This window comes from Tardiphaga sp. 215_C5_N2_1 (assembly GCF_052076055.1).
Lineage (GTDB): Bacteria > Pseudomonadota > Alphaproteobacteria > Rhizobiales > Xanthobacteraceae > Tardiphaga > Tardiphaga robiniae.
Genome location: NZ_CP197240.1, coordinates 3,854,804 through 3,868,047 on the forward strand (window position 1 = coordinate 3,854,804; position 13,244 = coordinate 3,868,047).

The 13,244-nt window shown below is 62.8% G+C and carries 11 protein-coding genes; 5 read left to right on the forward strand and 6 right to left on the reverse strand.

What is annotated here, in order from left to right; translation table 11 throughout:
• Positions 1–112 precede the first annotated feature (112 nt).
• The 6 genes from AB7828_RS18385 to AB7828_RS18410 all read right to left on the reverse strand — a co-directional run bounded on the left by AB7828_RS18385 (position 113) and on the right by AB7828_RS18410 (position 5,889).
• The gene (locus AB7828_RS18385) at positions 113–805 is read right to left on the reverse strand and encodes an OmpW/AlkL family protein (RefSeq protein ID WP_441230822.1); all 693 of its coding nucleotides are present in this window, start codon (positions 803–805) and stop codon (positions 113–115) included.
• A 181-nt stretch (positions 806–986) separates the two neighbouring features.
• Positions 987–1,253, reverse strand: a complete 267-nt coding sequence (locus AB7828_RS18390; RefSeq protein ID WP_441230823.1) for a hypothetical protein — start codon at positions 1,251–1,253, stop codon at positions 987–989.
• A gap of 149 nt (positions 1,254–1,402) precedes the next feature.
• Positions 1,403–3,313 carry a propionyl-CoA synthetase gene (locus AB7828_RS18395; protein ID WP_441230824.1) on the reverse strand — a complete coding sequence of 637 codons (1,911 nt, stop codon included), beginning with the start codon at positions 3,311–3,313 and terminating at the stop codon, positions 1,403–1,405.
• Between the two features lie 66 nt (positions 3,314–3,379).
• Positions 3,380–3,913, reverse strand: coding sequence for a tetratricopeptide repeat protein (locus AB7828_RS18400; RefSeq protein ID WP_231078985.1), 534 nt, complete (start codon positions 3,911–3,913; stop codon positions 3,380–3,382).
• Between the two features lie 3 nt (positions 3,914–3,916).
• Positions 3,917–4,918, reverse strand: coding sequence for a tetratricopeptide repeat protein (locus AB7828_RS18405; RefSeq protein ID WP_441230825.1), 1,002 nt, complete (start codon positions 4,916–4,918; stop codon positions 3,917–3,919).
• Between the two features lie 29 nt (positions 4,919–4,947).
• A complete protein-coding gene (locus AB7828_RS18410; protein WP_441230826.1) occupies positions 4,948–5,889 on the reverse strand; it encodes a TAXI family TRAP transporter solute-binding subunit in 942 nt (313 codons plus the stop codon).
• Between the two features lie 206 nt (positions 5,890–6,095).
• Here AB7828_RS18410 and AB7828_RS18415 point away from each other — a divergent pair, with 206 nt between their 5' ends.
• From AB7828_RS18415 to AB7828_RS18435, 5 genes are all read left to right on the forward strand, one after another.
• Positions 6,096–8,111 carry a TRAP transporter permease gene (locus AB7828_RS18415; RefSeq protein ID WP_093757458.1) on the forward strand — a complete coding sequence of 672 codons (2,016 nt, stop codon included), beginning with the start codon at positions 6,096–6,098 and terminating at the stop codon, positions 8,109–8,111.
• Positions 8,112–8,198: 87 nt separating this feature from the next.
• A complete protein-coding gene (locus tag AB7828_RS18420) occupies positions 8,199–9,170 on the forward strand; it encodes a TAXI family TRAP transporter solute-binding subunit (protein ID WP_441230827.1) in 972 nt (323 codons plus the stop codon).
• A 39-nt stretch (positions 9,171–9,209) separates the two neighbouring features.
• Positions 9,210–10,181: a TAXI family TRAP transporter solute-binding subunit gene (locus AB7828_RS18425; RefSeq protein WP_068729346.1), complete on the forward strand. Its 972-nt coding sequence runs from the start codon at positions 9,210–9,212 to the stop codon at positions 10,179–10,181.
• A 197-nt stretch (positions 10,182–10,378) separates the two neighbouring features.
• On the forward strand, positions 10,379–11,629 hold the full coding sequence (locus AB7828_RS18430) for an MFS transporter (protein WP_441230828.1): 1,251 nt from the start codon (positions 10,379–10,381) through the stop codon (positions 11,627–11,629).
• Between the two features lie 280 nt (positions 11,630–11,909).
• Positions 11,910–12,911 (forward strand): Bug family tripartite tricarboxylate transporter substrate binding protein, encoded by a 1,002-nt coding sequence (locus tag AB7828_RS18435; RefSeq protein ID WP_441230829.1) that lies wholly within the window; start codon positions 11,910–11,912, stop codon positions 12,909–12,911.
• The last annotated feature ends 333 nt before the right edge of the window (positions 12,912–13,244 follow it).

The window sequence follows — 13,244 nt, forward strand, 5'->3', positions numbered from 1 at the left end:
GCGGGTTCGAGACGGGAGAGGGGGTGGTGCAAAACACTTCCCCTCTCCCGCCTTCGCTTCGCTCAGGCACCCTCTCCCACAAGGGGAGAGGGGAAGCAAGAAATACCAGGGATCAGAACTTGTAGGTGATACCGGTACCGACCAGCCACGGGTCGAGCTTGACCTGACCGGTGATCGCCGCGCCGCTGGCCAGCGTGCCTTCCCAATCCGGGCGCATCCACATCTTCTTCACGTCGACGTTCCAGCCCCAATGCTTGTCGATCATGTAGTCGAAGCCGAACTGCAGCACCGGCGCCGCGGTGTCTTTCAGACGGCTGCTCGTCACGCCCACGCCGCTGGCACTCTGGCTGAAGAACCAGGTGTAGTTCACACCGGCGCCGATATAGGGCTTGAAGGCGCCGAACTGCGTGAAGTGATACTGGAAGGTCAGCGTCGGCGGCAGCAGCCAGGCCTTGCCGACATCGAGGCCGGCAATGGCGCCGTCGCCGGTGACGTGGTGCTTGGTGACGCCAAGGATCAGTTCGGCTGCGAGGTTCGGCGTGAAGAAATACGAAATGTCGAGTTCGGGAACGACCTGATCGGAGGTCTTCAGGCTGGAGCCCGGCACCTGGTGAACCGACCCGCCATTCTCCGGAATGACGCCGAGCACGCGCAGGCGGATCATCCATGGATTCCACGCCTCGACCACCGGCGCCTTGGTGTACGGCGTCGCGGCCGGAAGATCGGCGGCGTCTGCCGTTGTCGCCATGCTGGTCATCGCCGTTGCTGCCATCAGCAACGACACGGTCGTCAGAATTCTCTTCATCGCGAAGCGCCCTGTCTTTCGATTCGTTCGGGGTGAACGATCTCACCCGATCAAATCCGAAAGACGCTCGCCGCGGCGCTCACACGTTGATCTCCATCAAAAGCAAACGACCGCACAGCGTCTCGCTGCGCGGTCGTTGCCTTTGGGAGACACAATATTGCGGAATATCAATCCGCGGATGTTACGGCCGGCTCGGATTGTTCAGCATGTATTCGCCGAGATTGCGCTGCGCACGATCGGCGCGCTGGATCGAATTGCTGCGCTGAACGTCGCGGTCCTTGCGGCAGGCCGCATATTCCTGCGAGCCGACAGCAACCCCATTGGCGCGGCAGATCGCGTCATCGTCATCGCCAAGGCTCGACATGGGAATGTCGGTGCGGCGCGCGCAGGCGCTGAGCAGCATTGCTGTCAGCGTCAGCGCGATGAGAGAGGTCGAGGTCAGTCGCATGCATGGTTCCGTTACTTGATCTTCTCTGTCATTGCCGGGCTTGACCCGGCAATCCAGCTTTGCCGTTTGAAAGGAAGATGGATGCCCGGGTCAAGCCCGGGCATGACGTGAGAGTGTTTAGCGCGAAATGCGGGATTTGTAAGGTCTGCTCAGACCCTGCCCTTCAACGCCGCGCCGATTTCGTCCAGCGACTTCGGATCCTCGATGGTCGCGGGCATGGTCCAGCTGTCGCCGTCCGCGATCTTCTTGATGGTGCCGCGCAGGATTTTGCCGGACCGCGTCTTCGGCAGCCGGCCGACGGCGATGGCGAGCTTAAACGCCGCGACGGGGCCGAGCTTGTCGCGCACCAGCGCGACCACTTCCTTCTCGATGTCAGCAACCGGCCGCTCAACACCGGCCTTCAGCACTAGGAAGCCGCATGGCACCTCGCCCTTGATGGCATCCTTGATGCCCAGCACGGCGCATTCGGCGACGTCGGGATGCGAGGCCAGAATCTCCTCCATGCCGCCGGTGGAGAGGCGATGGCCGGCGACATTGATAATGTCATCGGTGCGGCCCATCACATAGACGTAGCCGTCGTCATCCAGATAGCCGGCGTCGGAGGTTTTGTAGTAGCCGGGAAATTCGTTGAAATAGGCTTCCTTGCAGCGCTCGTCCTGCTCCCACAGCGTGGGCAGGCATCCCGGCGGCATCGGTAGCTTGATCACGATAGAGCCCATGGTGCCCGCGGGCAGCGGCTTCGACGCTTCGTCGACGACCTCGACCTTGTAGCCGGGCATCGGCACCGTCGGCGAACCATGCTTCACCGGCAACTGGCCAAGGCCCACCGGGTTGCCGGCGATGCACCAGCCGGTCTCGGTCTGCCACCAGTGATCGATCACCGGCACCTTCAGTTGTTTCTCGGCCCAGTCCACCGTCGGCGGATCGGCGCGTTCGCCGGCCAGAAACAGCGTGCGGAATTTCGACAGGTCATATTTGCGAATGAAACTGCCGTCCGGATCGTCCTTGCGGATGGCGCGGAAGGCAGTTGGAGCCGTGAAGAAAGCAACGGCCCTGTGTTCGGAGATGACGCGCCAGAACGCGCCGGCATCGGGCGTGCCGACCGGCTTGCCTTCATACATGATCGAGGTCGCGCCATGGAACAGCGGCGCATAGACGATATAGCTATGGCCGACCACCCAGCCGATGTCGGAGCCGCACCACCAGACTTCGCCCGGCTTCACGCCGTAGAGATTCCACATCGACCAGGCGAGCGCGACCGCGTGGCCGCCATTGTCACGCACCACGCCCTTCGGCTTGCCGGTCGTGCCGGACGTATAGAGGATATAGAGCGGATCGGTCGCCAGCACTGGCACGCACTCCGCGGACTTCTTCGCCGCGATGGCCTTGCTGCGCAATTCGGCCCAGTCGTGATCGCGGCCCTCCACGAGATCGCAGCCATGCTGCGGGCGCTGCAGGATGATGCAGGCATCGGGCTTCGCGCTGGCGAGCGCGATCGCTTCATCCAGCAGCGGCTTGTATTGCACGATGCGGCCGGGCTCGATTCCACAGCTCGCGGACAGGATCAGCTTCGGCCGCGCATCGTCGATGCGTGTCGCGAGTTCCTTTGCCGCGAAACCGCCGAACACCACCGAATGCACCGCGCCGATGCGCGCGCAGGCGAGCATGGCGACCACGGCTTCAGGTACCATCGGCATATAGAGGATGACGCGATCGCCCTTGCCGACGCCAAGGTCCTGCAGGATGGCGCCGAGCACCTGCACCTCATGCAGCAGCTGCGCATAGGTGAATTTCCGGACCTCACGCGTCAGCGGCGAGTCGTGGATCAGCGCGAGTTGATCGGCGCGGCCACCGGCGACATGGCGATCCAGCGCGTTGTAGCAGGTATTGAGCAGGCCGCCGACAAACCAGCGGCCGTAGAGCCCCATGGACGGATCGAACACCTTCTTCGCTGGCGCAATCCAGTCGATCGCCTTCGCCGCCTCGCCCCAGAAGCCTTCCGGATCGGACAGCGACTGCGCGTGGACGTCGTGATAGCGGCTGGATGCGTTGGTCGTCATGGCGTCTCTCCCGCCCCGGCTTTACCGCCGGGGTTCATTATCTCGTCATTGTCACGGGATGACAGGCTATTTCAAGGGTGCCTTTGGTTGTGGCTTGACCGACATCTCCACGCCGATCCGCTCGATCTCCTGCGCCAGCGCCTTGTAATTGGCGCGCGCCACGTCGAGTTGCGGATCGAGCTTGATCGCCGCACCGAAATCGCGGACTGCGCGCGGCCGATCACCCTTCTTGCGCCAGAGTTCGCCGCGCGCATTGAACAGAACGGCCTGCGTCGGATCGAGCCGCAGCGCCGCGTCATAATCGGCGATAGCGCGATCGGTCTGATCCTTACGCATATAGGCGCCGGCGCGCGCGATCAGCGCTTTCAGCCGGTCGGGCCGCTCGGTCTTTTCGTTGTCGATCAGCGTGCTGCAAACTGCGAGAATCTTCTCGTCATCGCCTGACGCGACAGCCGCAACGCACAGTGCGGGATCGACGGGCGCGGTGGCTGCGGGCTCGTTGACCGCCGGCCATGCCCTGTCGGGAGCCACGCAACATAATACGAGCAGGACGCCGATAACGCGCAATACACTGCCAACATATGAATTGCGAAAAGTCATTGTCTATCGCGTGCTCGCATCGGCGGATGGATGCAATCCGATCGCCGGCCTGCGCGCCGCCACCCGATATTTCTCAAGCTGCTTGCGATGTCGCAAAGCAACATCCAGCGTTGAATCGATCTGAACGGCTGCGTCGAAATCGGCCAGCGCCCGCGCAGGGTCGCCCTTGTCGCGCCAGGCGACGCCACGATTGTTATAGGCCATCGCCAGCTCCGGCTGAAGCTGCAGCGCCGTCGTGTAGTCGGTGATAGCGCGATCATATGCGCCGCTGAGGCTGAAGGAATTTCCGCGGTTCACGAAATAGCTGGCCTTCGGCTCCAGCCGGATCGCCGCGTCGAAATCCGCAATCGCGCGGCCATAGGCGTTGTTGCGCGCATAGGATTGCCCGCGCGCATCGTAATGTTCCGCGGTCGGCTCCAGACGAATGATGTCGCTCTGGTCGTCGATCACCAGATCGAAGCGCTTGACCTTGGCATAGGCGGCGGCGCGATCGATGAGACCCTGCACCCGATTGGGATCAAGACGGACTGCCTCGGTGTAATCGCGAACCGCGAGGCGATTTTCATGCATGGCAGCAAAGGTCGCAGCGCGCCCTGCGAACAGCCGGGCATCATGCGGATCGAGTCTGATCGCGCGGTCGAAGTCATCAAGCGCACGGTCGAACTTCTTGCCGGCCGCTAGCGCCTTGCCGCGGGCTTCGAGCGCTGCAGCCGAGAGGGGATCGAGCTGAACCGCCAGATCGCCATCCGCAACGGCGAGGTCGACCTGTTCCAGCCTGAGTTGCAGCCCGGCACGCACGATCAGGGCATGAACGCGGTCCGGCAATGCCGCCGTCGAGTTGATCACCAGGCCGCAGATGCCGAGCATCTGCTCGGGCGGCAAGGTATCATCATTCGTGCAGGTGGCAGCGGCCTCAGCCGCACCCTGCGCCCGGACGGCCGCATGGGGCAGCGATGGCGCCGCAAGAGCGGCGCACAGAACCAATGTCCGGAACGAATGACCCATGAAAGCCCCAGCCAGCCAGCCGGACCACTCTACCTGATCAGGCCCCGCTCCCGATAGTAGCGCAACGCGCCGGGATGCAGCGGCACGGGACTTTTGCTCACGGCGCTGGCCAACCTGATCTCGTGGCCAGCGCGGTGCGCGATGGCGAGTTCGTCGAGACCGTCAAACAGGCGCTTCGTCATCTGATAGACGAGGTCGTCGGACACCGCGCTGCTCGTCACCAGATAGTTCATCACCGATGCCGTCGGCACGGATTTATCCTGACTGACATAGGTCCGAGCTGGAATCCTGTCCGACTTGAACGGCGCGCCGATCTTTTTCACCAGGGGCGGCGGCACCGGCACGATGACGATATCCGTGGCCTCGCTGAGTTCCTTGATCGACGTGACGCCGAGACCGGCGGACTGCAGCGTCGCGTCCAGCTTTTTCTCGATCATCATCGTGGTGGATTCGGCAAAGGAGAAATACCTGATCTCGCCAAGATTCTCGTAGCGCAGCCCCGCAGCACCCAGAATGGCGCGGGCGTTCAACTCGGTGCCCGATCTCCGCTCGCCGACCGAGAGGCTTCTACCCTTGAGATCGCTCAGCGTCCTGATGCCGCTCTCCTTGGTGGCAACGATCTGGATGTAATTCGGATAGAGCGCGCCGATCACCCGCAGCCGGTCCTGCTTGCCGTCGAAGCCAGCCGTGGCATTGCCGGCCCAGGCGTCCTTCAGGGCATCGCCAAGCGCAAAACCCACCTGCCCGGTGCCTTGCTGCAGCCGCGAGAGATTCTCGACCGAACCGTCGGTTGTCTGCACCTGAACTTTCGCGCCGGGAATATCCGCATAGATCATCGCGATCGAGACGCCGAGCGGCAAATAGATCCCGGATGTATTGCCGGTCAGCAGCGTGATCGACTGCTCGGCGCGTGCCGCTGCGCTGCACATGACGACCACAGTCGTCATGGCCGCTATCAGACGCTTCCTCATGCTCTTTTTATTCCTGTCGTTCAGGCCGCGAAGGTGAACCGCAGCCCTCATGCGGTCAACGGCGTCGCAATAGCGAACGCCGTTGCCGCGACGAAAGTTTCACCGGTAAGCCCTTGCGCCAGCCGGGTAAAACGGCATGAATGCGCCGCACTCAGAATAATAAGGCCGGCGAAGCCGGCTGCGGGAAATATCCCGGGGGATGAAACATGGCTGACCAGAAATCAAACACGAGCGATGACACCGTTGCCATCTCCGACGAGGCTTTGGCAAAGGCTGAAGCCTTCATCGAAGCCGATGAAGGCGCAACAAATCGCCTGTTGGGCTGGGCCGGAACGATCTCCACCGGCATCGCCGTGGTGATGAGCCTGTTTCATCTCTATGCCGCCTACGCGATCGTGCCGACGCAGGAGTTGCGCTATGTCCACGTCGCCTTCACGCTGATCCTCAGCTTCCTGCTATTCCCCGTCGCAGCGCGCTTCCGCAATCGCGTGCGCTGGTGGGACATCGTGCCGGGCATCGTCGCCATCGGCACCATTGCCTATGCACTGTGGGGCGGCGACGATTTCACCGACCGCGCCACACTGCCGGATCATATGGACGTCATCGTCGGTATCGTCTTCATCGTGCTGCTGCTGGAAGCGACGCGCCGTACCACGGGCCTGATCATGCCGGTCGTGTCCGTTTTCTTCATTGCCTATGCGATGCTCGGTCCGCATCTGCCGGCGCCATGGACCCATCGCGGCTATGACCTGCCACGTCTCGTCGGCCATCTCTTCATCACCCTGGAGGGCATCTTCGGCGTCGCGGTGGACGTGTCAGCCACGCTGATCATATTGTTCACGATCTATGGCGCCTTCCTGTCGATGTCCGGCGCCGGCAAATTCTTCATCGATTTCTCGCTATCATTGATGGGGAACAAGTCGAACGCCGCTGGCCGCACCGTGGTGCTGTCCTCGTTCCTGCTCGGCGGGCCTTCCGGCTCCGGCGTCGCTACCACGGTGATGATCGGCACCGTCGCCGCCCCGATGCTGGCCAAGGCCGGTTTCGAGAAGAACGCTGCCGGCGGCTTGCTGGCCGCGGGTGGGCTCGGCGCGATCCTGTCGCCGCCGGTGCTCGGCGCCGCCGCGTTCCTGATCGCCGAATTCCTCAAGATCAGCTATCTCGACGTGATCTGGATGGCGACCATCCCGACCTGTCTCTACTACCTGTCGCTGCTGATCATGGTGGAGATCGACGCGAAGCGGTTCGGCGCCCACAATGTCAATGTCAGGCCTGAGCTCAGCCTCGGCGTGATGATGAAGCGTTACGGGTTCCACTTCATCTCTCTGCTCGCCGTCGTCGTCTTCATGATCATCGGCTACTCGCCGTCACTGTCGGTGTTCTACGCCACGCTCGTGACCTTCGTGCTCAGTTTCCTGCGCAAGGATACCGCGCTGGTACCGAAGAAGCTGGTGAAGGCGCTGGCCGATGGCTCGATCGGCGCGCTCAATGCCGCCACCACCTGCGCCTGCGCCGGCATCGTGGTCGGCGTCGTCACGCTCACCGGCCTCGGCCTGAAATTCTCGTCGATCGTGATTTCCTATGCGGGCGGCAGCCTCTTGTTGACGGCGATCTATACGGCGCTGATCGTCTGGATCATCGGCCTCGCGGTGCCGGTCACCGCGTCCTACATCATCTGCGCGGTGATCGCAGCACCTGCGCTGATCAAGCTCGGCGTGCCTGATTATGCCGCACACATGTTCATCTTCTATTACGCGGTGCTCTCGGAAGTCTCCCCGCCGACCGCGCTGTCGCCCTTTGCGGCGGCGGCAATCACCGGCGGCGATCCCTACAAGACCACGCTGCAGTCGTGGAAATACACACTGCCGGCCTTCCTGGTGCCATTCGTCTTCGTCTGCGATCCGCAAGGCGTCGGCCTGCTGCTGAACATTCCGAAGGGCGGCTCGTGGGTGGACATCGTCGAGATCACCTTCAAGACGACGCTGGGACTGCTGGCACTCGCCGCCGTCGCGCAGAACTGGGCACTGCGACAAAATACACCGATCGAGCGCGGCCTGCTTCTGCTATCGGGGTTACTGCTGGTGTTCCCGAGCCTGATCGAGGCGATCATCGAGTCGATCATCGGTCGCGACATCAGCTACACATTCGTGCCCGGCCTCATCATCGGCCTCGGCGTGCTGCTCTGGCAGGCAAGAACGAGGACGCAACCGGCGCCGGCATGACCAACGACAGAAACGAATAACGTCAAGTTATCGCATGACAGCGGACGCCGCAGATAAGCGGCGCCGCCGACTTCAGGGAGTGACGCGATGAGATGGACAGCTTTCAGACACAGGGCGTTCAGCCTTGCACTGCTCGGCATCGCCTGCGCGGCGACCGGCGCTTCTGCGGAAGACAAGACCATCGCCATTGCGACCGGCGGGACCGGCGGCATCTTCTATCCGCTCGGCGGCGGGCTCGCGAACCTGTTGTCGAAGAAACTGCCGCATACCCAGGCCACCGGCGAAGTCACCGGCGGCAGCGTCGACAATATCAAGCTCCTGGAGACCGGCCAGGCCGATCTCGGTTTCATGACCGGCGACGTCGCGTCCGATGCTGTGAAGGGCGAGAACAAATTCAAGAAGCCCGTTCCGCTGCGCACCATCGTCGCCGTCTATTCCAGCCCGGTGCATGTGGTCACCATCGCCGGCACCGGCATCGAGAAATTCGCCGATCTTAAAGGCAAGCGCATTTCCGGCGGTGCACCGGGCAGCGCCACTGAGGCGCAGACCTTCCGCCTGCTCGAAGCCGCGGGCCTCGACAAGGACAAGGATGTCAAGCGCGAACGTCTGTCGGTGGCGGAATCTGCGTCCGCGCTCAAGGACCGCAAGATCGATGCCTTCTTCTGGGGCGGCGGTGTGCCGACCGCCGCGGTGGTCGACCTTGCCGCAACGCCCGGCGTCACCATCAAGCTGATCGACATCGACTACCTGTTAGAGCCGATCGTGAAAAAATACGGCCAGATCTTCGCACCCAGCGTGATCAAGGCCGGCAGCTATCCGGGCCAGACCACCGACAGCCGTGGCTTCGCCGCCTGGAACCAGATCATGGCCACCGACAAGATGTCGGACGAGACGGCCTACGCGATCACGAAGACAATCTTCGAGAACAAGGCCGATCTCGTCGCCGTCCATAAAGAGGCCGAGAACATCAATCTCGCCACGCAGACATCGGCGGAGTCACCTGCGCCCTATCATCCCGGCACGCTGAAATATCTCAGAGAAGTCGGCGCGGTGAAATAGTCACCGCGACATCAATCAAAACTGGAGGAGAGGACAACCATGTTCAAGCGTTTCAGAAAGACATCGATTGCCGTGGCGCTGGTCGCCACTGCCGGCCTTGCAGGCGCGGCCATCGCGCAGCAGAAGACCATGGCGATCGGCACCGGCGGCACCGGCGGCGTCTATTATCCGCTCGGCGGCGCCATCGCCAACGTGCTGTCGAAGGCGCTGCCGAACACGCAGGCCACAGCGGAAGTCACCGGTGGGTCGGTCGATAACCTCAAGCTGATCGCCTCGGGCCAGAGCGAACTCGGCTTCAGCATGGCCGACGCCGCGCTTGACGCGCTGAATGGCCAGGACAAGTTCAAGAGCGGCAAGGTCCCGCTGCAGACCTTGCTCGTGGTCTATCCGAACCGCATGCATATCGTGACCATCGAAGGCGCCGGTATCGAGAAGATGTCGGATCTCAAGGGCAAGCGCGTCTCCACGGGCTCGCCGGGCGGCGCCACCGAAGTGATGGCGTTCCGCGTCATCGAGGCCGCCGGTCTCGACAAGGACAAGGACATGAAGCGCGAGCGTCTCGGCGTGGCTGAGTCCGTCAACGCCATCAAGGACCGCAAGATCGACGCCTTCTTCTGGGTCGGCGGCGTCCCTACCGCCGCCGTCACCGATCTCGCCGCCACACCCGGCATGAAGATCAAGTTCGTCGACCACGCCGACCTTGCCGCCAAGATGAACGAGAAATACGGCAAGCTGTACTCGCCCTCGACCATCAGCAAGAGCATCTATCCCGGCATGGACAAGGACAATGCCAATACCGAAGTCTGGAACATCATCGTTACCGGCAACAAGATGAGCGATGACGACGCTTACAACATCGTCAAGACGCTGGTGGAGAAGAAGGCCGACATCGTCGCCGTGCACAAGGAGGCCGAGAGCTTCTCGCTCGACAACCAGGTGCAGGAGCGCTCCCCGGTGCCGTTCCATCCCGGCGCGTTGAAGTACTTCAAGGAAAAGGGCATCGGGAAGTAAGACCAGCCCGCCACAAGACCAGACTTAAGGCCGCGATGCGAAAGCCTCGCGGCCTTTGTTTTTAAGTGGTTGATCGCGGACCTCCCCTTTGTCATCCCCGCCTAGGCGGAGACGACGGCGGCCACGCCGAATACCGCGGAACCGGCGTGCCTTCGCGCCGTTGCCTGCCGGGCACTGCCGTGCCGTGAGGGCCGCGCGTGCACGACGACGCCAACAGGATCAAGCATCCGCTCGACGCGCTGAACTTCTTTCTCGCCGATGTCCGAGATGGGCTCGGGCCTTATCTGGCGATCTATCTGCTGACGGTCCAGAAATGGGATGAAGCCTCCATCGGCATCGTGATGTCGGTCGCCGCCCTCGCTGGTATCGTCGCGCAGACCCCTGCCGGCGCCCTGATTGACAAGACCGCGGCCAAGCGCGCTATCGTCATTCTTGCCGCCGTCATCGTCACACTCGGCTCCATCGTGCTGCCGCTGTATCCGGGCTTCGTCTTCGTCGCCACGACACAGGCACTGACCGGCGTCGCCGCGGCCGTCTTCGCGCCGGCACTGGCGGCGATCACACTTGGCATTGTCGGCCCCAAAGCCTTTGCCCGCCGGATCGGCCGCAACGAGGCGTTCAACCATGCCGGCAACGCGACGGCAGCCACGCTGGCCGGCATCTTCGCCTATGCCTTCGGGCCGATCGTCGTGTTCTGGCTGATGGCCGCGATGGCTGTGGCGAGCATCCTCGCGACGCTGGCGATCCCCGCTGATGCCATCGATCATCAGATGGCCCGCGGCCTCGGCGATCTCGACGAAACGCACGATCACGATGCCGCCGACCGGCCTTCCGGCTTTCAGGTGCTGCTGACCTGCAAGCCGCTCCTGATATTTGCCGCCGCCACCGTGCTGTTTCATTTCTCCAATGCGGCGATGCTGCCGCTGGTCGGCCAGAAACTCGCACTGGTGAACAACGAGCTCGGCACCACGCTGATGTCGGTCTGCATCGTCGCGGCACAATTGGTGATGGTGCCGGTCGCCATGCTGGTCGGCCGCAAGGCCGATGTCTGGGGCCGCAAGCCGATCTTCGCCTGCGCGCTTGCCGTGCTGGCGCTGCGCGGCGCCCTGTATCCGCTCTCCGATAATCCCTATTGGCTGGTCGGCGTGCAGACCCTCGATGGCATCGGCGCCGGAATCTTCGGTGCGATCTTTCCGCTCGTGGTCGCGGACCTCACTTACGGCACCGGCCACTTCAATATCAGCCAGGGCGCAATCGCAACCGCCGCGGGATTGGGCGGCGCTCTCAGCACGGCCATTGCCGGCGTGATCGTTGTGAAGGCCGGCTACAGCGCGGCATTCCTGGCGCTGGCCGCTTTGGCGGGGATCGGCCTCATCCTGTTCATCGTCGCCATGCCGGAAACGCGACCTTCCGACGCACGTCATCAGCCGTTATTACCAAATGCTTAAGGATGGTATTGCATTGCGGTAGTAACTCGCAGTGCAGCATAGTACCATCCCCCCAGTACGTTCCCATGCATGTTGTCCATGGAAACGCCTGATCGGGAGAAGCTGAAAGGACCTGCCGGTTGCGCAGATGAGTCGCAGGAGCGGACCGTCTTCGGGTTCGTTGTACCAGCCGTGCCGGTTCCCACTTGATCCCGGCCTCCCGTCATTGTCTTAAACACCCATAATCAGATCGCGCGTCGCAGCCGCGCGGCCTGTCCGACATGCAAAAGGACTCTTCGAGATGTCATCATCGACCCGCTTCCCGTCCCGCCGCTCCGTGATCCTCGGCGGCGCGGCTGCCCTCGGCACCCTGCCGATCCTGTCGCGCCGCGCCAGCGCCGCCGAGTGGCCCACCAAGCCGGTGAAGTTCATCGTCCCGTTCGCGGCCGGCGGCACCACCGACATTCTGGCGCGCGTCGTCGCGCAGAAGATGTCCGAAGAGATGGGCCAGCAGTTCATCGTCGAGAACAAGGCCGGCGCCGGCGGCAACATCGCCGCTGACTTCGTCGCCAAGGCCGAAGGCGACGGCTACACCTTCCTGGTCGGCACGCCCGGCACCCACGCGATCAACAAGTTCGTGTTCAAGAACATGACCTATGATCCGGTGAAGGATCTGGCGTCGGTGATCGTGATCGCCAAGGTGCCGAACCTGTTCTCGGTGACCAATTCGCTGCCGGCCAAGAGCGTCAAGGAGTTCATCGAACTCGCCAAGGCCAAGCCGGATGAATATTTCTACGGCACGCCGGGCCTCGGTTCGACCGCGCATCTGTCGACCGAACTGTTCAAGTCGATGACCGGCGTGAAGCTGACCCACGTGCCTTACAAGGGCAGCGCCCCCGCGCTCACCGACCTGATCGGCGGCCGCGTCCATGTGATGATCGACAACCTGCCGGCGGCGCAGCCTTTCGCGGAGAGCAACCAGATCCGCGCACTCGCCGTCTCCACCAGCAAGCGCTGGGAGCCGATGAAGGACATTCCGACCATCGCGGAATCCGGCGTGGACGGCTACGACGCCGCCTCCTGGTTCACCATCGCAGCCCCGGCGAAGACGCCGAAGGAGATCATCGCCAAGCTCAATGCCTCGACCGACAAGTTCATCAAGTCGGCCGACGGCACTGCCCGCCTGATCAAGCTCGGCGCCGATCCGACCGGCGGTTCGCCGGCCGACATGGATGCCTATGTGCAGTCCGAAATCGAGAAGTGGGGCAAGGTCGCCCAGTTCGCCGGCATCAAGCCGGAGTAAAGGCAGCGCAGGGTTGGCAGGACGTTAGACGCGCCTGCCTGTCTTGCTTCGTTAAGTGTGAATAGATCGAAGGGCATGCGCATCCGCGTGTGCCCTTTTGTTTTGGGAGTGCGGTTGGCGCCTATTCCACACTCGTCATTCCCCGGCAAACCAATTGGTTTGCCTGAGGGCGTGTGTAAGCCCGGACGCGCTGAGTCCTCAATTGTCATTCCGGGATGCGCCCGGCCGGCGCAGCCGGCTGGGGCGCAGGCCCGGAATCCATAAGCTCGATCGTGGCTATGGATTTCGGGCTCGCGCAAGGGCGCGCCCCGGAATGACAGTGGAGGGAACGCA